Genomic DNA, 20,421 nt, shown 5'->3' with positions numbered 1-20,421 from the left:
AATCGGGCATGCTTATGGGTGTTCATCCGGGTCGGCTCTTTGGGTTGGATTGAGGTTTGGCGACTTCCAGTCTCTCAAACCCCATCCGGATGAACACCCGATACAACCTATTGAAGCTTCACACCTAGAGGTGGTGATGCCCCCGGCGGTGCCGCCAGGCCTGCGCCAAGAGCACGGCAGCGGTCATCGCGCCCAGCGTCAGCACGGCGGTCTTGGCCGGCGCGATGCGCGCCATGTCGTGCGCCATCTCGCCTGCGTGCGGGCCTGCGAGCTCGGCGCGGCGCCGGGCCATCTGCGCGCCCAGCTCGACGAGCCGTTCGCTGCCGAGCAGCTGCTCGGCGCGCGGCAGCAGCACCGCTTCCTCGTCGGCGACGTGGTGCAAGACGGTGCGCATCAGCTCGTGCAGCAGCGGCATCAGCTCGTCATCCTGCTCGTCCAGCGAACGCAGTTCGGAGGCGAGACGGCGCACCTCGTCGTGGTCGGGGATGCTGCGGTTGAGCACAGGATCCTCCAGGCCCGCCGCGCGCAGCGCCGGATAGAACAGCTCCTCTTCGAGCTGCGCATGGATCTCCAGCGCGGTGCACAGGTTGCGCACCAGCGCCGCGCAGGTGGCGGGCGAGACCTCGGGCGTGAACTTGTGGAACAGCGCCGCGATGTGCTCGTGGTCGTGGCGGATCGACTGCGTGGCGCTGGGAAGGACCTTCTCGAATAGAACGCTCATGGGGCGGCTCCTGTGGACGGCGTACTTGTCCTTGCACGGCGGGCAAGCGCGGTTCCCGCCCTCGCGTGACGGCACGCCGCTTGCCGATCAAGGATCGAAGTGCTCGCACAACGAAAGGGAACGTCATGGGAACCCGTAGCGTGCTTGGCGGGCAACGCGCCCCGAAGGAACCTCGCGGCCGCGACGCGGGGTCGCTCGGCCCGAGCGACAGCTCGGACAGCGGCAGCGACATGACCGGCGTCGATCGCGAGGAAGGCGATCCGAACCAGCCGGTCGACGTGGCGATGCAAGGCGACGCGACGCGCCCGCTGGTCAGCGGCGACATCCTCGACGGCGGGCCGTCGTCCGACGCTGCCGGCACCGGCGAGCGGCGCAGCGCCGGCTCGGATGCCGGCCCGCGCGAGGCGCCCGACATCTCGACCGACCGCATCGTCGACGTCGGCCGCACGGCCGGCGAGGAACAGCCCGCCGAAGACGAGGAGGCAGACCCCGACCTCGCCTTCATGGACGACGACGAGGAAGGCGACGACGAGGCGGATGCCGGCGAACGCGCGGGCGACGAGCCGCGGCGTCCGGGGGATCCGCAGCGCACGAAGACGTAGGTGTGAAGCTCCCTCTCCCGCGTGCGGGAGAGGGGGCCTTCAGCCTCCTTCGCCCCCGCTTCGCGACGAGCGCCGCCGCGCGTCGATCAGCGGCGTGACCGAGATGCCGTGCAGCAGGATCGACAACGCCACGCACAGCAGCGTGGCGTTCGCCAGCGCGCCGGCGATCGGCGTGTCGATCTCATGCTCCAGCGCGAACAGCAGGTAGTACACGCTGCCGATGCCGCGGATCCCGAACCAGCCGACCAGGCGGCGCTGCTCGACGGACATCATGCCCGGGCGCACCACCATCCACACCGACAGCGGACGCAGCAGCACCAGCAGCAGCAAGGCGAACAGCCAGTCGCGGACGTGGAAGGTCAGGCCGCTGAGCGCCGCGCCGATGCCCAGCACCAGCAGCGCCTCGACCAGCCGCTCGAGGCGCGCGCCGAACGCGTGCAGGCGCTCGGCGAGGTCCGCATCGCGCGAGGTCGCGCGGCTGCGCTGCGCCGGGATCAGCAAGGTCGCGCCGACACCGAACGCGACGACGAAGGTCGAGACCTTCAGCCAGCGCGCCAGCGCGTAGGCGATCGCGACGGCGCCGACATAGATCAGCTCGTCGCGCACCAGCGGGTCGCCGTGCTCGAGCCTGCGCCGCAGCGCCTGGCCGAGCAGCAGGCCGATCGAGATGCCGACCGCCGCGCCGCCGCCCATGGGCCACAGCAGGTCGTGCCACCACCACCGCGCGCCGTGCTCGCCGAGTTCGTGCAGACCCAGCCAGCCCAGGCACAGCATTACCGCAGGCAGCGCGGTGCCGTCGTTGAGGCCGCCTTCGACGGTGAGCGAAAGCCGCACCGCATCGCGGTCGCGCTCGGAGCGGATCTGCACGTCGGAAGCCAGCACCGGGTCGGTCGGCGCGAGCACCGAGGCGAGCAGCAGCGCGGCGGCCCACGGCAGGTCCAGCACCGCCCAGGCCACCGCGCCGGCCAGCACGATCAGCAGCACCATGCCCGGCCCGGCCAGCCACAGCGCGACATGCCACGCACGCGGGTCGGGCGGCACGCGCAGGCGCACGCCGACCGCGAACAGCGACATCAGCAGCGCGAACTCGGCGACCAGCGACAGCGAGGGCGCGTTGACCATCCACAGCTGCGTCGGCAGCCCGCCCACGGCACCGGCGGCGCCCCAGCCGACGGCGAGGTAGACGACCGCGGGCGTCAACGGCAGGCGGCGCACCGGCGCCTCGGCAATGGCCAGGGCTACCAGCACGACCCCGAGGACCAGCAGCGTGGGCGTGAGCATCGGTGGATCGCCCAACAAAGAGCCCGCCGGCGGCGGGCTCCGTGTCGATGCGGCTTGGCGCGCCGCTGCTCGCGGCGCGCCGCGGCCGCGGGCTACTTCGTCGAGCGGCTGGTCGAGCCGGTCGACGAACCGCTGCTGCCCGAGCCGGTGCTCGGCGAGGTGCTGCTGCCGGTCGTGCTGCCGCTGGCCCCGTAGCTGCCGCTCGAGCCCGCGCCGCTCGAGCCCGAGCTGCCCTGTTCGCCGGACGAGCCCTGGTTCGTGCGCGAACGCCGCCATTGCGAGAAGTCGTCGGAGAACTTCTTGTAGCGATCCTCACGCCACGAGCGGTAGTCCTCGTCGAGGTTGCGCATCTGCTCGCTGCGCCAGCTGTAGTAGTCGGGGTCGAAGTCGCGCTGCCACTGCTGCTCGGAGCCTTGTCCGCCATAGCCGCCCGCGCCACCGCCATGGCTGCCGTAGCCGCCTTGCTGCCCGTAGCCGCCCATGTAGCTGCTGCCGCCTCCGCCGCGCCAGCCGCTCTGGCCGCCCTGGCCGCCCTGGCCGGCATAGCCTCCACCGCTGCCGTAGTAGCCGCCGCTCTGGCCGTAGCCTTGCTGCGGGCTGCCCCAGTCCTGTCCGCCGCCGTGGCTGCCGTAGCCGCCTTGGCCGCCGCCACGCTGTCCGCCGTAGGGCTGGCCGTAGCCTTGCCCGTAGCCTTGGCCGCCGTAGCCGCCCTGGCTGCCGTAGTAGCCGCCTTGCTGGCCGCCGCCATAGCCGCCATAGCCGCCGCCGTACGGGTTGCCGTAACCGCCCTCGGGCCCGTAGCTGCCGCCGCCCATGCCGCGCGCGCCGCCGCTGTAGTAGTCGCCCATCATGTCTTCGTCCTGGCGGCCGCGTCCGTAGCTGCTCTCGGAAGGACGCCAGTCACCGTAGTTGCTGCCGCCTTCGCTGCGCTGCCCGCCGGAGCGGCCCTCGCCGTACTCGCGAGAGCGGTCCTGAGACTGGCGGCCATAGTCCTGGCCGCCGCGTCGGTACATGTCGTCACGCTGGTTCATCGCTGGTCCTTTCATGCATGTCGGTTCAGGCCCGAAGCAGGCTTCGAACCCGTGCAGCGGGGGGGCAATCGCTGTACCTGTGAAGCGAGGCCGAACGCGCGATCACGCGAGCGTGTCGGCGCCGGCGTCGGCCGCCTCGCGGCAGCTCACCGCACAGCGACGGCACATCGACGCGCAGGACTGGCAGTGGTCGTGCTCGTGGCGTGCGCACTCGGCCGCGCAGCGCTCGCAGATGCTGGCGCAGAACTCGCACAGCACCGGACCGAGCTCGCTGCCGCGCGCCATCGCGGCGGCGGTGAGCTGGCACACCGCCGCGCAGTCGAGATCGAGCCCGATGCAGCGCGCCAGCGCGGCGACGTCGGGTTCCTCGAGGCAGGCCCGGGCGCAATGCGAGCACGCGGCCGCGCAGAGGTTGCAGGCGTTCACGCAGGGACTGTGGGCGGTGTCGTTCATGGGGGCTTCTCTTTCTTTCGGTATGTCATGTCGACGCCATCGGCAATCCGGGTGCCGTGCCGCGTGGGCACGGCGTGTGCCGTAACGGCTGAAGGACTGAACGAACGGAGAGCCTGCGATGCCCAGGGCCTTGTGGAAGGGCGCCATCAGCTTCGGCCTCGTGCACGTGCCGGTGGCGATCTATCCGGCCGCCAGCAGCGGCGGCATCGACTTCGACTGGCTCGACGACCGCAGCATGGACCCGGTGGGCTACAAGCGCGTCAACAAGCGCACCGGCAAGGAAGTGCCGCGCGAGCACATCGTGCGCGGCGTCAAGCACGCCGACGGCGAGTACGTGCTGGTGAGCGACGAGGAGGTGAAGGCCGCCTATCCGCGCACCACGCAGACGATCGAGCTCGAGTCCTTCGTGTCGCCCGCCGAGATTCCCTTCGTGCTGCTCGAGCGGCCCTATTACCTCGAGCCGCAGGGCAAGGGCGACAAGGTCTATGCGCTGCTGCGCGATGCCTTGTCGGCCGCGCAGCGCGTGGGCATCGCGCGCGTCGTGATCCAGACGCGCGAGCACCTCGCGGCGCTGATCCCCGACGGCGCGCTGCTGATGCTCGACACGCTGCGGTGGCCGGCCGAGATCCGCAGCGCCGAGGCGCTGAAGGTGCCGCCGCACGGCAAGGGCGCGGCGGCGGTCAAGGACAGCGAGCTGAAGATGGCGATGGCGCTGATCGAGGACATGGCGCGGCCCTGGGACCCGGCCCAGTACGAGGACCGCTTCCAGGCCGCGGTGATGGCGCTGGTCGAGCGCAAGCTCGAGCGCGGCCAGACCGAGCGCGTGCAGCCGGTCGAGGAGGCCGCCGACCTGCGCGGCAGCAACGTGGTCGATCTCACCGAGCTGCTCAAGCGCAGCCTCGCCAAGCCGCCGTCGGCCGGCAAGGCCGAGGCCAAGCCGCGCGCCCGGCGTGCGGCCCCACGCCGTCGCGCATGAGGCGCCGCAAGGACCGAAGCGATGGCCGACCCGCTGCAGCGCTACCGCGCCAAGCGCGACTTCCGCATCACCCGCGAACCCGAAGGCGGGCGGGCCGCGGCGCGCGGCGCGGGGTCGCTGGCCTTCGTCGTGCAGGAGCACCACGCGCGCCGGCTGCACTGGGACTTCCGCCTCGAGCTCGACGGCACGCTCAAGAGCTGGGCGGTGCCGCGCGGCATCAGCGACGATCCGGCCGACCGTCGCCTGGCGGTGCAGGTCGAGGACCATCCGCTGTCCTATGGCTCGTTCGAGGGCCGCATCCCGGCCGGCCAGTACGGTGCCGGCACGGTCGAGATCTGGGACCGCGGCGAGTGGCAGCCCGAGGGCGACCCGCGCCGCGGCCTGGCGCGCGGCAAGCTGCACTTCGAGCTGCGCGGACGGCGACTGCGCGGCCACTGGACGCTGGTGCGCACGCGCGACCCGAGCCAGTGGCTGCTGTTCAAGAGCAAGGCGTCGGCCGACGCGCCCGCGCCAGCGCATGAAGCGCGCGCCGCACCGGCGCCCGACGCGCCCGGACGCGCGCTGAAGAACGCGCCGCGCGCCGAGCTGCCCGACACGCTGGCGCCGCAGCTCGCCACGCTCGTCAAGTCGCCGCCCGCCGACGAATCGAACTGGCTCTACGAGGCCAAGTTCGACGGCTACCGCATCCTCACGCGCATCGAGCGCAAGCAGGTGCGCATGTTCAGCCGCAACGGCCTGGACTGGACCGAGCGCTTCGCCGCGCTGGCGCGCTCGCTCGCCGCGCTGCGCCTGCCCGACGGCTGGTACGACGGCGAGGTCGTGATGCCCGGCAAGCAGGGCCTGCCCGACTTCGCCGGCCTGCAGGCCGCGCTGGCCAATGGCGCGCGCGGTGCCGATGCGCTGCACTACTACCTGTTCGACCTGCCGTTCTGCGAAGGCAAGGACCTGCGCGGCGTGCCGCTCGAACTGCGCCGCGCCAAGCTGCGTGAGCTGCTCGGTGAGGAGGGCGGGGTGGTCCACTTCAGTTCTGCTTTTGAGCAGACGGGGCGCGACCTGCATGCCGCGGCCTGCAAGCTCGGCCTCGAAGGCCTGATCGCCAAGCGGCGCGACGCGCCCTACGCAAGTGGTCGCAACACCGACTGGCTCAAGCTCAAGTGCCGCCTGTCGCAGGAGTTCGTCGTCGGCGGCTACACGCATCCGAAGGGCAGCCGCGCCGATCTCGGCGCCTTGCTGCTGGGCGTGCAGGCTGCGCCCGGCAAGGCCGGGCCGCTGCGCTACGTCGGCAACGTCGGCAGCGGCTTCAGCGCGTCGCAGCTGGCGATGCTGCGCAAGCGGCTCGAGCCGCTGCAGCGCGAGAGCAGCCCCTTCGCCGACGGGCCGAAGCCGGTGCGCACGATCGCCTGGGTCGAGCCGCGCCTGGTGATCGAGGCCGACTTCGCGAGCTGGACCGCCGACGGCCATCTGCGCCAGGCCTCGTTCCGCGGCCTGCGCGAGGACAAGCCGGCGCGGCAGATCACGATCGAGACCGCGCGCGAGCTCGGCGATGCGCCGGCAGCGAAGAAGCCGGCCGCCAAGGCCTCTGCAAAGTCCGCCGCCGCCAACGCCACCGCCAGCCAGGCCGGCGGCTACAAGCTCACGCACCCCGAGCGCGTCGTCGACGCGCACAGCGGCGCGACCAAGGCCGAGGTCGCCGAGTACTACGCGCGCGTCGCCGAATGGATCGCGCCCCACCTCGCGCAGCGGCCCGCCGCGGTGCTGCGCGCGCCCAGCGGCATCGGCGCGAAGATGTTCTTCCAGAAGCACAAGCCGGCGCAGATGGGCCTCGACGGCGTCGACGAGGTCGCGATCGAGGGCGACGACGACAGCATGCTGGGCATCGCGGTGCCGCAGGGCCTGATGGCCTGCGTGCAATGGAACGTGCTCGAGTTCCACACCGTCGGCGCGTGGTCGCGCAGCCCCGGCGTGGTCGAGCGCCTGAGCTTCGACCTCGACCCGGGCGAGGGCGTCCAGTGGCCGCGCGTCGTCGAGGCCGCGAAGCTGCTGCGCACGATGCTGCTCGAGCTCGGGCTGGAGCCCTTCGTGAAGACCAGCGGCGGCAAGGGCCTGCACGTCGTCGTGCCGCTCGCAGGACGTTGCGGCTGGGAGCGCGGCAAGGCCTTCTGCAAGGCCGTGGCCGAGCACCTGGCGCGCACGCTGCCGGAGCGCTTCGTCGCGATCGCCGGGCCGCGTCGGCGCGTCGGCCGCGTCTTCGTCGATTACCTGCGCAACCAGCCGGGCGCGACGACGGCCTGCGCCTGGAGCGTGCGCGCGCGCCCCGGCCTGCCGGTGTCGCTGCCGATCGAATGGGAAGAGCTCGATGCCGCCGCGCCGCTGCGCCTGACGCTGCGCGAGGCGATCGACGCGCGCCCGCAGGGCAATGCGCCGTGGGCGGGCTACGAGGATGCGCGCCGCACGCTGCGCGATGCCGAACGCGCGCTGCTGCGAGCCGGGCGCACTGGGGCACGCGATGGCTGAGGTCGGCCGGCGCGCACGCTGGCTGCCGTGGGCGGCCGCCGTGCCGCTGCTGCTGATCGCGGCGCTGCTGCTCGCCGAATGGAGCGGCTGGCGCTTCCTGCGCGCGAGCGTCGAGCAGCGCCTGTCGGACGCGGTCGGCGCGCCGGTGCGCATCGACGAGGGCTTCGAGCTGCACCTGCTGCGCGCGCAGCCGCGCGTCGCGATCGGCCGGCTGCAGGTGGACAGCCGGCGCGAGTTCGGCGTGCCGCACCTGCTGCTCGCGACCGCGCTGGAGATCAGCACCGGCTGGGGCGACCTGTGGCGCTGGCGCGGTGGCGAGCAGCTGGTGCTGCGCGAGGTGTCGGCGCGCACGCTCGGCGCGCAGCTCGTGCGCCTGGAGGACGGCCAGGCGAACTGGCGCCCCGCGGGCGCGGCGCCGGCGCCGCCGCCCGACGAAGCGCCGCCGCCGCTGCCGCGCGTGGGCCGCATGGCCGTGCCCGACGGGCTGATCGAGCTCGACGACCGGCCCCTGCGCACGAAGCTGCGCATCGCGCTGAGCGCGGTCGACGGCGCCGCGGGCACGCCGGCCTTTCGCGCCCAGGTGACGGGCCACTACCGCGCGATGCCGCTGCGCCTGGGCGCGGTTTTCAGCCCGGCGCCCCACGATGCGCAGCAGGTGCTGCTGCGCCTCGACGGCGAGGCCGGCCGCTCGCGGCTGCGCTTCGATGGCGCGCTGGCGCCGCTGGCGGCCGCGCGCACGCTGCAAGGCGAGGTGCGGGTCGAGGGGCCGTCGCTCGCCGCGATCGGCGTGCCGCTGGGGCTGACGCTGCCGACCACGCCGCCGTTCGACATCGCCGGGCGCCTGAGCCGCGAAGGCCAGCGGTGGCGCTTCGATGCGCGGCGCGCGGTGATCGGCAGCAGCCAGCTGGCCGGCGAGTTCGTCTTCGAACGACGTGCTCAGCGGCCTCACCTGGGCGGCACGCTGCGCGGCAAGCGGCTCGCCTTCGCCGACCTCGGCCCTGCCGTCGGCACCGGCGCGCGCCCGCCCCAGGCGCCGCGCGAGCGCGTGCTGCCGGCGCGGCGCTTCGACATTCCCCGCCTGCGCGCGATGGACGCCGACGTCGCGGTCGACGTCGACCAGCTCGACTTCGGCAGCGCGGCGCTCGCGCCGCTGGGCGAGGTCAAGGCGCGCGTGCGGCTGGCCGACGGCGTGCTGTGGATCCAGGACCTGCGCGCCGGGCTTGGCAAGGGCCTTCTCAGCGGGCGCACCCGGCTCGACGGCCGCGGCGACCCGGCGCTGTGGAGCGCCGATCTCGCGGTGCAGGGCATCGCGATCGAAGACTGGGTGCGCGGCGTGCGCCGTGCGCCGCGGCGCGCGCCGGCCAACGGCGTTGCCGCGCCGCCGCCGCCCTACGTGACGGGCGAGCTGGTGGCCGCCATCAACGTCAGCGGGCGCGGGCGCTCGACCGCCGAGCTGCTCGCCTCGATGGACGGCAAGGCGCGCCTGCAGCTTCGCAACGGCACGCTCTCGCACCTGGTCACCGAGCTGGCCGGCGTCGACATCGCGGAGTCACTGGGTGTCGCGGTCAAGGGCGACGAGCCGCTGCCGCTGCGCTGCGCGCGCGTCGACCTGCAGATCCGCGACGGCATCGCGACGCCAACGGTTGCGATGCTCGACAACCGCGACAGCTCCGTGCGCGTCGACGGGCGCATCGACCTGCGCGACGAGTCGCTCGCGCTGCGCGCGACGGTGCGCCCCAAGGACGTCTCGCTGCTGTCGCTGCGCTCGCCGCTGGTGGTCAGCGGCCATCTCGCGCAGCCGCGCGTCGGCGTCGAGGGCGGACGGCTGGTGCCGCGCGTGCTGGCCGCGCTGGCGCTGGGCTTCATCGCGCCGCCGGCGGCCGTGCTGCCGCTGGTGGACCCGGGGGCGCCGGCGCCGGCGCCTTGCGGCTGAAGTGGGCGCGCCGGGCGCACAGGCATCCCGCTTGCCGCGCCTGGCTGCCTGCCCTGCGGCGCAACCTAGGAGACGCTCATGAATCGCATCCGCGCGACGCGACCCGTCGGAGTGGCCATCGCATCGGCCCTGCTTGCAGCGACGATGCTGGGCGGCTGCGACCGCGCGAAACCGCCGAACGCGCCGGAGAACCCGCCCGGCACGCCAACGCCTTCCACCACGCCGACGCCCAGCCCTGGCATGCCGCCGGCCTCCGCGGCCAGTCAGTGAGCGGCTTCGGGCACGCTCCGCTGCACGAGACCTGGAGCCTGCTCGTCGAAGCCGGCCAGGCCTGGTTCGACGACCATGCCGCGAGCATGGGGGCCGCGCTGGCCTACTACACGCTGTTCTCGATCGCGCCGCTGCTGCTGATCGCGATCTCGATCGCCGGACTGCTGTTCGGCGAGCAGGCAGCGCGCGGCGAGGTCTTCGAGCAGCTCGCGGGCCTGATCGGCCCCGACGGCGCCGCGACGATCGAACAGGCGCTCGAGCGGCTCGACCAGCCGCGCGCCGGAGTGATCGGCACCGTGGTCGGCGTCGGCGTCGTGCTGGTCGGCGCGACCACGGTGTTCGGCGAGCTGCAGGCGGCGATGGACCGCATCTGGGGCGTGCCCAAGGCGCCGCGGCCGGGCTCGCGGCGCTGGTGGCAGCTGGTGCGCACGCGGCTGCTGTCGTTCGGCATGGTGCTGGCGATCGGTTTCCTGCTGATCGTCTCGCTGCTCGTCAGCGCGGGCATCTCGGCGCTGGCCACGGTGTGGGCGCCGCGATTCAACGGGGTCGCGAGCCTGGTGCAGACGCTCGACGCGGCGACCAGTTTCGCGCTGTTGACGCTGATGTTCGCGGCGATCCTGAAGTGGTTGCCGCGAGTGAAGATCGCCTGGCGCGATGTCTGGTTCGGCGCGATGACCACCGCGGCGCTGTTCGCGCTTGGCAAGAGCCTGATCGGCCTGTACATCGGCCGCAGTGCGATCGCCTCGGCGTTCGGCGCCGCGGCGGTGCTCGTCGTGCTGCAGCTGTGGGTCTACTACTCGGCTCAGGTGTTCCTGTTCGGCGCCGAGCTGACGCGCGCCTTCGCGCACCGCCACGGCTCGCTCAGCGCGTCGGCCGGACCGATTGCCGCCACCGCCGTCGCGCGCGCCCGCTGACGGCGGGCACGCCGATTGCCGTTCATCCGCTACCCCGGGGGTCCCTCCGAGCGCCTGCCCTTTGGCGTCCCCCCGATCTGGCGCCGGTTCCCCGGGGGCCTTTTTGCGGAACCGCTGCATTGGAGACTCCCTCGCCCCCGCGAGGGGGAGAGGGCGGCGGGGGTGAGGGGGCAACGCAGCAGCCCGCGAGATCAGATCACGCCGACCGCGCCGACTCCTGCGCCGGCCAGGCCAGCTTGCGGCGCCGGTCGGCCGACTCGATCTGCATCGACTGCCGGTACTTGGTGACCGTGCGGCGCGCGACCACCAGGCCCTGCCGGCCGAGCTGGCGCGTGATCTCGCCGTCGGAGAGCGGGCGCGTCGGGTCCTCGGCGGCGATCATTTCGTGGATCAGCTCGCGGATCGCGGTGGCGGTGCAGGCGCCGCCGCCGGCAGTGGACATCGCGCGCGAGAAGAAGTACTTGAGCTCGAGCACGCCCATCGGCGTGGCCATGTACTTGTTGTTGGTCACGCGCGAGACGGTCGACTCGTGCAGGCCCACTTCGCGCGCGACCTCGCGCAGGCCGAGCGGCTTCATCGCCAGCGGGCCGTAGTCGAAGAAGTGCTTCTGGCGCCGCACGATCTCCTGCGCCACCGAAAGGATGGTCGCGAAGCGCTGCTCGACGTTGCGCACCGCCCACTTGGCTTCCTGCAGGTGGTCGGCGAGTTCGCCGTTGTGCGCGCAGCGATGGCGCTCGAACATCTTGGCGTAGACGAGGTTGAGCCGCACATGCGGCACGACCGCGGGGTTGAGGCTCGCGGTCCACTGGCCGCGCACCTTCTTCACGATCACGTCGGGCGTGAGGTACTGGATGCCGGCGTTGCCGAAGCGCCAGCCCGGGCGCGGATCGAGCCGGCGGATGCGCTCGCACACCGCCTCGATCTCGACCACGTCGCAGCGCAGCGCGCGCGCCAGCCCGCCGATGTCGTGCGCGGCCAGCTCGTCGAGGTGTTCGCAGACGATCTGCTCGGCGAGATGGCGCTCGCGCTCGCCGGCAATCAGCGGCAGCTGCAGCCGCAGGCATTCGGCGACGCTGGTGGCGCCCACGCCCAGCGGCTCGAGCGACTGCACGCGCCGCAGCGCGATGCGCAGCTCCTCGACGCTGGCCGGGTCGTCCGGCGCGACGACGCTGGTCAGGTCCTCCAGCGGAATGCGCAGGTAGCCGTCGTCGTCGAGGCAGTCGACGATCGCATGCGCGAGCGCCAGGTCGCGCGGCGACAGCGGCAGCAGGTTGAGCTGGCCGTGCAGCGAGCCCGCCAGCGTGTCCTCGCCTTGCAGGCGGTCGAAGATGCTGGTGCCGTCCTCGCTGCCGCCGCCGCGCCCGCTGCCCAGGCTGCCGTCGGATTGCCACAGCTCCTGGCTGTCCATCACGTCGCCGCCCTCGAGCGGCGTCGCCTCGCCCAGCGTCGCGTCGCTTTCGGCGACGGCGGGGATCTCGCTCGTCTCGGGGGCCGCCGCTGCCGCCGCAGCAGCGGCCAGCGGATCGGCGCTGCCGGGCGCGACCTGCGGCTCGCCGTCGCTGTCCTCGACTTCGAGGAAGGGGTTTTTCTGCATCAGCTCGCCGAGCTGCTGCAGGTAGTCGGTCGACGACATCTGCAGGAGGCGTACGGCTTGTTGCAGCCGCGGCGACAGCGTCGTCTGTTGGCGCGCCTCGGTGCGCAGGGTGATGGCGGTCATGGGCGGTGGCAGCGACATGGGCGTGCTGAAAACGAATGGGCGGCGGAGCTCTTTCTGCAACCGCCATGCCACGAATGCGGGGGCGCGTGGACGCGGGCCCGCAGCCCGCGCCGTTCAAGGCTTTGCGCCGTTTGCGCCGCGCGCCGAGGCGGCACCGAACGGCCGTGCGAGGCCGGTAGTGATTGCGCCGCGCGGTCCGAATTGCCGCAGCTTTGGCCCCGGCGCAGGCCCTGGCCGGCGACTGTCACGAAATGCACGTCGGCCGGTGCCGCGTGCTTCGTGACCAAATGTCAGGGCGTCTTGCGCAGGCGACGCGCAACGCGGTCGAGCACCGGTCCGAGGCCGGTGTCGACGCGGCCGCTGAGCCGGTCTTCGTAGCCGCGCCGACCCATGCGCTCGATGTCGTTGCCGGTGTCGGCCTGCGAGTCCGCCGATTCGTCACGCTCGTGCGGCAGGCGGGGCGCCGGACGGCCCTCGACGTTGGGCCGCGTCGTGCCGGGTTTCCTGTTCATCGCGATCTCTCCAGGGTTTCGAGTTGTTGCGCGGGCACGCTGCGTGCCGGATGCGGGAACGGCGGTTGCCGAGTCGCGCTGAAGCGATGCGCCGCCGGGCGCGCCTGCGCCTCACACGGAGATCGCCATGCCTCATGCACATCTGGTCAATCGCAACCGCCTGCGCGTGGTGGCGAATGCACGCGCGGCCGTGCTCGAGACGCTCAAGGAGGACCACAAGCGGGCCAAGAAGGCGTTCCACGACTTCAGCCTGCTCGACCTCGACGAAGACCCTGAAGGCGCGCGACGCCTCGTCGAGCGCACCTGCGCCGAATTGACCATGCACGCCACGCTCGAGGAAGAGTTCCTCTACCCGGCGGCGCGCCGCGTGATGGTCGAGGAAGAGGTGGTCGACGAGGCCGAGGTCGAGCACGTCGCGACGCGCCGCCTGATCGACACGCTGCGCAAGATGGGCCCGAGCGACAAGAAGTACTCGGCCTACTTCGCGGTGCTGGGCGAGTACGTGCGCAACCACATCAAGGAAGAGGAGCTGGAGATCTTCCCGATCCTGCAGGGCGCCAAGCTCGACTGGGTGGCGATGAAGGAAGACATGGACATCCGCCGCTCCGAACTCCTGGCCAGTTTCCCCGAGCCGGTCGAGCTGACCCGCGTGATGCGCCAGGTCGGCGCGGCCAACGGCAACAACGGCTTCGAGCCGGCGGGCAGCGCGTCGACCACCGGCGCGGGGGCCGGTCCGGTCACGCCCTGAGCGGTTGACCCGGCCGTGGCCGAAGCTTTCTCCGCGCAGGCCGGCGAGCCCGGTGCGCCGTGGCTGCGCTCGTTCTGGATCGGCGGCTTCGAGGGCGCCGACCACGTCAACCGCGCCGGCGAACGCCTGGACATGGCCGCCGCCAATGGCCACCTGCGCATGCTCGCCGAGGACTACACCGCCGCGCGCGAGCTGGGCATCGGCGCGGTGCGCGAGAGCGTTGGCTGGCGCATCGCCGAGCCGCGCGAGCGCCGGCGTCGGCTGGCGCGCGCCTGCGAGATGGCCGAGCAGGCGCGCCGCGCCGGCGTGCAGGTGCTGTGGAGCCTGATGCACCACGGCCTGCCTGACGACCTCTCGCTCGACGACGACCGGCTGGTCGAGCGCTTTGCCGAGTTCGCCTACGACGTGGCCAGCGCGCTCGCGCCCTACCACGACGACGCGCCGGTCTACACGCCGATCGACGAGATCGGCCTGGCGGCGTGGGGCGCGGCCAGCGGCATGTTCGGGCGCCCCGGCGAGCCGCCCGTGCTCACGCCGCCCGACACGCCCGCTCAGCGCGCGCAGTCCGAGGCGCGCAGCGAGCGCATCCGCCGTCGACTCGTCACGGCGGCGCTGCGCGCCACCGCCGCGATCCGCGCCGCCGACAGTCGCGCGCGCTTCATGGCGATCGAGCCGCTCGGCCACGTGGTGGCCGCCGCGCGCGCGGACGAGCCGCTCGCGCGCCAGGCCAACGCGTCGCAGTGGCGCGTGCTCGACATGCTGCTCGGCCGCGAGGCGCCCGAGCTCGGCGGGCAGGAGCGCGCGCTCGACCTGATCGGCCTGTGCCACTACGCGAGCAGCCAGTGGGAGCTGCCCTCGCAGCAGCGCCTCGCGTGGGACGGCAGCGACCCGCGCCGCCGGCCGCTGGCCGAGCTGCTCGACGAGGCCGCGCGGCGCTACCGGCGCGCGCTGCTGCTGCAAACCAGCCATGTCGGCAGCGAGCGCACCGCCTGGCTGCACGAGGTCTGTGCACAGGCGCGCGCGGCGCAGCGCCGGCGCGTGCCGCTGGCCGGGCTGTGCCTGTACCCGCTGGTCGACCGCAACGACTGGGACGACACCGCGGTGTGGCACCACAGCGGGCTGTGGGACATCCGCGACGACGCGCAGCCACAGCCGGCCGGGCCGGTGCTGGTCGACGACTCGCTGCGCCGCGTGCCGGTGGCCGAGCTGCAGGACGCCTTGCGCGCATGGCAGCCGCAGCTGCCCGCGGCGAGCGCGCCGCCGCCGCCCGCGGTCACCATCGTCGCGTTCTCGCACGTGCGCTGGCGCGGCGTGTTCGCGCGCCCGCAGCAGCTGCTGGGCCGCCTCGCGCAGCGCTTTCGCGTCGTCTATGTCGAGGAGCCGGTTCCGGCGCCGGGCCCGGCGCGCCTGGTGTGCTCGAGCGCGGGTCCGGGCATCGAGGTCATCACGCCGCACACGCCGATCGACGAGCCTGGCTTCCACGACGCGCAGCTGCCCGGCCTCAAGCCCTTGCTCGACAGCCACTTCCAGTCGCTCGACGGCAGCGAGCTGGTGCTGTGGTTCTGCACCGCGATGGCGCTGCCGCTGGCAGCCTCGCTGCGCCCGCGCGCCGTGGTCTACGACTGCGTGGAGGACCTGAGCGCGTTCAAGGACGCGCCGCGCCAGCTGCGCCAGCGCGAGAGCGCGCTGATGCGCAGCGCCCAGCTGGTGCTCGCCGGCGGGCCGCGCCTGTTCGAGGCGCGGCGCGACAGCCACGCCAACATCCACTGCCTGCCCAACGGCGTCGACGCGCGGCGCTTCGCGCCGCACGCGCTGGCCGACGGCTGCGCGGCGCAGGGCGAGGCGCAGCGGCTGATGCAGCCGATCGGCACGCCGCGCCTGGGCTTCTACGGCGTGATCGACGAGCGGCTCGACCTCGCGCTCGTCGAGCGCCTGGCCGACGCCGACCCGCAATGGCAGATCGTGATGGTCGGCCCGATCGCGCGCATCGACGCCGCGCGGCTGCCGCGGCGCGACAACCTGCACTGGCTCGGCCTGCAGCCGCACGCCATGCTGGCGCACCTGCTGGCGAGCTGGGACGTGTGCCTGCTGCCGTTCGCGCGCAACGCGGCCACGCGCTTCGCCTGTCCCGGCCAGGTGCTCGAGTACCTGGCCAGCGGCAAGCCGGTGGTCGCCACGGCGGTCGGCGACGTGCCGGCGCTGTACGGCGAGGCGGTGACGCTGGCGCAGGACCACGGCGGCTTCGTCGTCGCCTGCGTGAAGGCGCTGATCGAGCGGCCGGCGTGGCGCGAGGAGCGCGAGGCGCGCGCGCGCGAGCTCGTCGAGGCCTCGTCGTGGGAGCGCGCCGCCGAGCGGGCGGGCGCGCTGCTCGACGAGGTGCTGGCGCGCCCGCCGCTGGAGCCGGCCGCGGTCGACGACGAGACCGCAATGCCGCCGCCGTACGCGCCGCCGCACGCGCCGGCGATGCCGCACGCCAAGCGCGTGCGCACGCGCTCGATCTCGCACCTCGTCGTCGGCGGCGGCGTCGCAGGGCTGGCCGCGGCCTGGCAGCTCGGGCAGGACGGCCTGGCCGCGCGCACGCTGCTGGTCGAGCGCGCCGACCGGCTCGGGGCCTCGTTGCGCAGCGCGCGCGCCGGCGGCTGCGAGTTCGAGTACGCCGACCTGGGCCTGCCCGACAGCGACGCGGCGCGCACGCTGATGCAGCGCCTGCTCGGCCGCAACCTGCAGTGGCGCACGACGGTGATCAGCTTCGCCGGCGGCGCGCCGGAAGCCGCGCTGTTCGGCAGCGACGAGGCGGGCGCGATCGCTCATGCCGCCGGTCGCGCCGATGCGCGGCGCAGCGCGACGCTGATCCTCCCGGCCCCCGCGCGCGGCGGCGCGAAGGCGCTGGTCGATGCCTGCGCGCGGCGCATCGATGCGCAGGTGGCGCTGAAGACGGCGCTGCTGCGCTTGTCGCCGTCGTCGCACACCGCGCGCCTGGACGACGGCCGCTCGGTGCACTACGAGGCGCTGGTCAGCACGATGCCGCTGCCCGACCTGGTGGCCGCCTGCGGCAGCGACATCCCGGCGCCGCTGCGGCGCGCCGCAGCGCAGCTGCGCACGCGCCCGGCGCGCTGCCTGTGGTTCGGCCTGCGGCGCGCGGATCCGCTGGCGGTGGACCGCTGCCTCTACCTGCCGGCAAGCGCGCCGTTCCAGCGCGCGCTGGTGTGCACCGCGTCGCGCTCGTTCGGAACGAACGCGAGCCCGTTCCGCGAAGGCCTGGTGATCGTGCGGCTCGACATCGCGCAGCCGGCGGGGGCCGAGGCGCAACGCGAGCCCGCCGCGCGCGACGAGCCCGGCGTGCAGGCGCTGCTCCTCGCCTGCCGCCGTCTCGGGCTGATCCGCCCGCACGACACCGTCGTCGCGCAGTGGGAGCTGCGCCTGCCCGGCGCCTATCCGCTCGACGATGGCGCGCGCGCCGCGCGCGTGCAGGCGCTGCGCGAATGGTTCGCCGCGCGCGACATCGAGCTCGCCGGCCACTTCGGTGCCTGGGGCGGCGACGGCGGGATGCATGCGCTCGAAGCGGGGCAGCGCGCGGTGCTGCGCCTGCGCGAGCACCGGCGCGCGCAGGCGCCGGACGCCGGGTGATCAGCTCCCTCTCCCTCGGGGAGAGGGCAGGGGTGAGGGGCTCGTGCCGGCCGAGGGCTTCGACCCTCACCCCAACCCTCTCCCGCACGCGGGAGAGGGAGTCATCCGCTCTCCCGCAGGCGCGATAGGAGGCTAAAGCCCCATCCGCTCGTGATGGCGATGCGCCGCGATGGCCTTCTCGAACGCCGCGATTGCCGCGGTCACGTCGAGTGGCTCGTCGTTGCCGAGTTCGGCGTCGGTGTCGACGCCGCAGATCACGATGCCCGGATCGGGCTGGCCGTCGGGCAGGAAGCGCTGCAGTCCACAGGCCGCGGCGAGCGACTCGTTGGCGCCGAGCATCAGGATCGGCTTGCCGTGGCGGTACTGGTCGCGCACGAAGTCGACCAGCGGTTCCGCAACGGCCGACGCACCGTCGCGCTCGCCGAGATCGGGCACGACCACCGCGTCCCACACCGCCGACGGTGCGGCTTCGAAGGTGATCTCGGCATCGACGGCGACCTCCTCGCTGCCGTCGATGCGCCCGAGCCGCGAGGCGACGAAGCGCGGCGCCGCCTTGGCCGCCAGCAGCGCCGCGTGCACGCCCATCAGCTCGCGGCTGACGAGGCCCTCGGCCGCCAGCAGCGCGACGCGCCGCCCGGTGATCTCGCCGTCGCCGGGCCGCGCCAGCAGCGACAGGCCCTGCGAGACCGTGACCTCGGGCTGCGGCTCCTCGTCGATCGCCATCGGCATCGGCTGCGGCACCGCGATGCCCAGCGCGGCCGCGACGCCCGCGGCCAGCTCGGCATGCACGTTGGCGAGCATCGAGACCACGCGCTCGCGCACCGCCGGCGTCTGCACCTTGGTCAGCTCGAACGCATAGGCGGCCACGATGTGGCGCTGCTCGATCGGCGACTGGCTGGCCCAGAACAGGCGCGCCTGCGTGTAGTGGTCGGCGAACTTCTCCGGCTTGGCGCGCAGCTTGTCGCCCGCCACCGGCAGCGCAAGGCTCGCGAAGCCGCGCAGCCCGGCCTGGAACGGACAGCCGCCGCCCAGCGAGTTGGGCTCGTAGCTGACGCGCCCGCGATGGATGGCCTGGCGGTGCAGGCCGTCGCGCTGGTTGTTGTGCGTCTGCGCGAGCGAGGCGTTGATCGGGATCTCGTGGAAGTTGGGCCCGCCCAGGCGCGTGAGCTGGGTGTCCTGGTAGGAGAAGTTGCGGCCCTGCAGCAGCGGGTCGTTGGTGAAGTCGATGCCCGGAACCACATGCGAGGTGCAGAACGCGACCTGCTCGGTCTCGGCGAAGAAATTGTCGGGGTTGCGGTCGAGCACCAGCCGCCCCACCGTGCGCAGCGGCACCAGCTCCTCGGGCACGAGCTTGGTCGGGTCGAGCACGTCGAAGCTGAAGGCCTCGGCCTCTTCCTCGCTGAACAGCTGCAGCTGCAGGTCCCAGCGCGCAAAGTTGCCGGCCTCGATCGCCTCCCACAGGTCGCGGCGGTGGAAGTCGGGGTCGGCTCCGCTGAGCTTGACCGCCTCGTCCCACACCAGCGAATGCGTGCCGGCCAGCGGCGTCCAGTGGAACTTCACCAGTGTCGCCTCGCCCAGCTTGTTGACGAAGCGGAAGGTGTGCACGCCGAAGCCCTGCATCATGCGGTAGCTGCGCGGGATCGCGCGGTCCGACATCAGCCACATCAGCATGTGCGTCGATTCGGGCATCAGCGAGACGAAGTCCCAGAAGGTGTCGTGCGCGCTCGCGGCCTGCGGCATCGCGTGGTGCGGCTCGGGCTTGAGCGCGTGGACCAGGTCGGGGAACTTCATCGCGTCCTGGATGAAGAACACCGGCATGTTGTTGCCCACCAGGTCCCAGATGCCCTCGTCGGTGTAGAACTTGACCGCGAAGCCGCGCACGTCGCGCGCGAGGTCGGTGGAGCCGCGCTCGCCGGCCACGGTGGAGAAGCGCACGAACACCGGCGTGCGCTTGCCCTCGAAGGCGAACGGCGCGGCGGCCGTGTATTCATCGAGCGACTGCGTGCACTCGAAGTAGCCGTGCGCGCCCGAGCCGCGCGCATGGACCACGCGCTCGGGGATGCGCTCGTGGTCGAAGTGCATCACCTTCTCGAGCAGCACGAAATCCTCGAGCAGGGTCGGCCCGCGCAGGCCGGCGCGCAGCGAGTGCTGGTTGTCGGCGATGCGCACGCCCTGCGCCGTGGTCAGCGCCTGGCCCTGCGAGTCCACGCGCACGCGGTCGAGCGACTCGTTGCCGGGGTTGTGGCCGAGATGCACGTCGCCCTCGCCGGTCTTCTCCGAAGCGGCCTCCTCGTTGACCGTGCTCGCGCCGGCCAGCGGTTCGTCCGACGGCGTGCACACACCCTCGCGCGGCACGCCGCCGTTCTCGGCGCCGTACTCCAGGGCCTTGGCCGCGTTGCACGGGCGCGCCGCGGCGAGCTGCTGCACGGCCGCGCGCTGGCGCGCGAGCGCCTGGTGGTTGGCTTCGGCCAGCCGGGCGATCGACGCGGGGTCGATCTCGGCGTCCGACGGGCCGGACACGCTGCCGAGCAGGCTGCCGAGCCGCACCTGCGCGGCGGTGCCGGAGGGCGGGTCGCGGGGCGGCGCTGCGGCCGGGGCGGGCCGGCTCGGCTGGCTCTTCGGGCTCTTCGGGGGCTTGCGGTGGTTGGGCATGGGTGGCTCGCGGGAGGGATGGCGCGATGAAGACCGCCGTGGCAAACGCCATGCCTCAGGAATGCGGCTTGCCTGCTGAGCGGCAAGACCCCAGCGCCAACAGGAGGATCCCCATGGCTCGCATGACCTCGAAGCGATCGTCGGCCGCCGTCCACCTCGTGCTGGCCCTGGCGGCGGCGGGCAGCGCCGCGCTGCTGGCCAGCGGCTGCGCGGTCAGCAGCGGCCAGAGCAGCGTCGGCCAGTACGTCGACGACACCACGATCACCACGCGCGTGAAGACGCGCATGGCCGCGGACCCGACGGTCTCGGCGATGCGCATCCAGGTCGAGACGCTCAACGGCGTCGTCCAGCTCGCAGGCTTTGCGGCCTCCGAGCGCGAGCGCCAGCTCGCCGGCGACATCGCCCGCAACGTGCCCGACGTGAAGAGCGTGCGCAACGACATCGTGGTGCGCCCGGCGACGCAGTAGCGC

At 73.1% G+C, this 20,421-nt stretch carries 16 protein-coding genes; 9 read left to right on the top strand and 7 right to left on the bottom strand.

Features of this window, described 5'->3' with window-relative positions; all coding sequences use genetic code 11:
- Positions 1 to 124 precede the first annotated feature (124 nt).
- Positions 125 to 721, bottom strand: coding sequence for a hemerythrin domain-containing protein (locus ACO2TI_RS03870; RefSeq protein ID WP_423282128.1), 597 nt, complete (start codon positions 719 to 721; stop codon positions 125 to 127).
- 125 nt (positions 722 to 846) lie between these two features.
- Here ACO2TI_RS03870 and ACO2TI_RS03865 point away from each other — a divergent pair, with 125 nt between their 5' ends.
- Positions 847 to 1,323 (top strand): hypothetical protein, encoded by a 477-nt coding sequence (locus tag ACO2TI_RS03865; RefSeq protein ID WP_423282127.1) that lies wholly within the window; start codon positions 847 to 849, stop codon positions 1,321 to 1,323.
- 39 nt (positions 1,324 to 1,362) lie between these two features.
- Here ACO2TI_RS03865 and ACO2TI_RS03860 read toward each other — a convergent pair whose 3' ends face one another.
- The 3 genes from ACO2TI_RS03860 to ACO2TI_RS03850 form a co-directional block, all read right to left on the bottom strand.
- Complete coding sequence (locus ACO2TI_RS03860) at positions 1,363 to 2,604, bottom strand: cation:proton antiporter (protein ID WP_423282126.1); 1,242 nt, start codon at positions 2,602 to 2,604, stop codon at positions 1,363 to 1,365.
- Between the two features lie 92 nt (positions 2,605 to 2,696).
- Entirely contained in the window at positions 2,697 to 3,635 is a 939-nt protein-coding gene (locus ACO2TI_RS03855; RefSeq protein ID WP_423282125.1) for a hypothetical protein, read from the bottom strand.
- Positions 3,636 to 3,737: 102 nt separating this feature from the next.
- The gene (locus ACO2TI_RS03850; RefSeq protein WP_423282124.1) at positions 3,738 to 4,088 is read right to left on the bottom strand and encodes a four-helix bundle copper-binding protein; all 351 of its coding nucleotides are present in this window, start codon (positions 4,086 to 4,088) and stop codon (positions 3,738 to 3,740) included.
- 118 nt (positions 4,089 to 4,206) lie between these two features.
- Between ACO2TI_RS03850 and ACO2TI_RS03845 the strand changes: the two genes are divergently transcribed.
- From ACO2TI_RS03845 to ACO2TI_RS03825, 5 genes are all read left to right on the top strand, one after another.
- Positions 4,207 to 5,064: a Ku protein gene (locus tag ACO2TI_RS03845; protein WP_423282123.1), complete on the top strand. Its 858-nt coding sequence runs from the start codon at positions 4,207 to 4,209 to the stop codon at positions 5,062 to 5,064.
- A 21-nt stretch (positions 5,065 to 5,085) separates the two neighbouring features.
- Entirely contained in the window at positions 5,086 to 7,578 is a 2,493-nt protein-coding gene (gene ligD, locus ACO2TI_RS03840) for a DNA ligase D (RefSeq protein ID WP_423282122.1), read from the top strand.
- Entirely contained in the window at positions 7,571 to 9,511 is a 1,941-nt protein-coding gene (locus ACO2TI_RS03835; RefSeq protein WP_423282121.1) for an AsmA family protein, read from the top strand. The genes ligD and ACO2TI_RS03835 overlap by 8 nt, the downstream gene beginning before the upstream one ends.
- A 78-nt stretch (positions 9,512 to 9,589) precedes the next feature.
- The gene (locus ACO2TI_RS03830) at positions 9,590 to 9,781 is read left to right on the top strand and encodes a hypothetical protein (protein ID WP_423282120.1); all 192 of its coding nucleotides are present in this window, start codon (positions 9,590 to 9,592) and stop codon (positions 9,779 to 9,781) included.
- Entirely contained in the window at positions 9,778 to 10,695 is a 918-nt protein-coding gene (locus ACO2TI_RS03825; RefSeq protein WP_423282119.1) for a YihY/virulence factor BrkB family protein, read from the top strand. Before ACO2TI_RS03830 ends, ACO2TI_RS03825 begins: the two co-directional genes overlap by 4 nt.
- 196 nt (positions 10,696 to 10,891) lie before the next feature.
- Here ACO2TI_RS03825 and rpoN read toward each other — a convergent pair whose 3' ends face one another.
- Together rpoN and ACO2TI_RS03815 are read right to left on the bottom strand one after the other, a co-directional pair.
- Positions 10,892 to 12,412, bottom strand: coding sequence for an RNA polymerase factor sigma-54 (gene rpoN / locus ACO2TI_RS03820; protein ID WP_423282118.1), 1,521 nt, complete (start codon positions 12,410 to 12,412; stop codon positions 10,892 to 10,894).
- Between the two features lie 290 nt (positions 12,413 to 12,702).
- Entirely contained in the window at positions 12,703 to 12,924 is a 222-nt protein-coding gene (locus tag ACO2TI_RS03815; RefSeq protein WP_423282117.1) for a hypothetical protein, read from the bottom strand.
- Positions 12,925 to 13,051: 127 nt separating this feature from the next.
- Here ACO2TI_RS03815 and ACO2TI_RS03810 point away from each other — a divergent pair, with 127 nt between their 5' ends.
- A complete protein-coding gene (locus tag ACO2TI_RS03810) occupies positions 13,052 to 13,672 on the top strand; it encodes a hemerythrin domain-containing protein (RefSeq protein WP_423282116.1) in 621 nt (206 codons plus the stop codon).
- Positions 13,673 to 13,687: 15 nt separating this feature from the next.
- Positions 13,688 to 17,299, top strand: a complete 3,612-nt coding sequence (locus ACO2TI_RS03805; protein WP_423282115.1) for a glycosyltransferase — start codon at positions 13,688 to 13,690, stop codon at positions 17,297 to 17,299.
- 132 nt (positions 17,300 to 17,431) lie between these two features.
- Here the strand turns inward: ACO2TI_RS03805 and ACO2TI_RS03800 are convergent, their stop codons facing one another.
- Positions 17,432 to 19,951, bottom strand: a complete 2,520-nt coding sequence (locus ACO2TI_RS03800) for a catalase (protein ID WP_423282114.1) — start codon at positions 19,949 to 19,951, stop codon at positions 17,432 to 17,434.
- A 113-nt stretch (positions 19,952 to 20,064) separates the two neighbouring features.
- On the opposite strand from ACO2TI_RS03800, the gene ACO2TI_RS03795 reads away from it, so the two are divergent.
- Positions 20,065 to 20,418, top strand: a complete 354-nt coding sequence (locus tag ACO2TI_RS03795) for a BON domain-containing protein (protein ID WP_423282113.1) — start codon at positions 20,065 to 20,067, stop codon at positions 20,416 to 20,418.
- The last annotated feature ends 3 nt before the right edge of the window (positions 20,419 to 20,421 follow it).

Source organism: Caldimonas sp. KR1-144, assembly GCF_049446155.1.
Taxonomy (GTDB): Bacteria; Pseudomonadota; Gammaproteobacteria; order Burkholderiales; family Burkholderiaceae_C; genus Rivibacter.
This window is presented reverse-complemented; position numbering and strand designations above follow the sequence as displayed.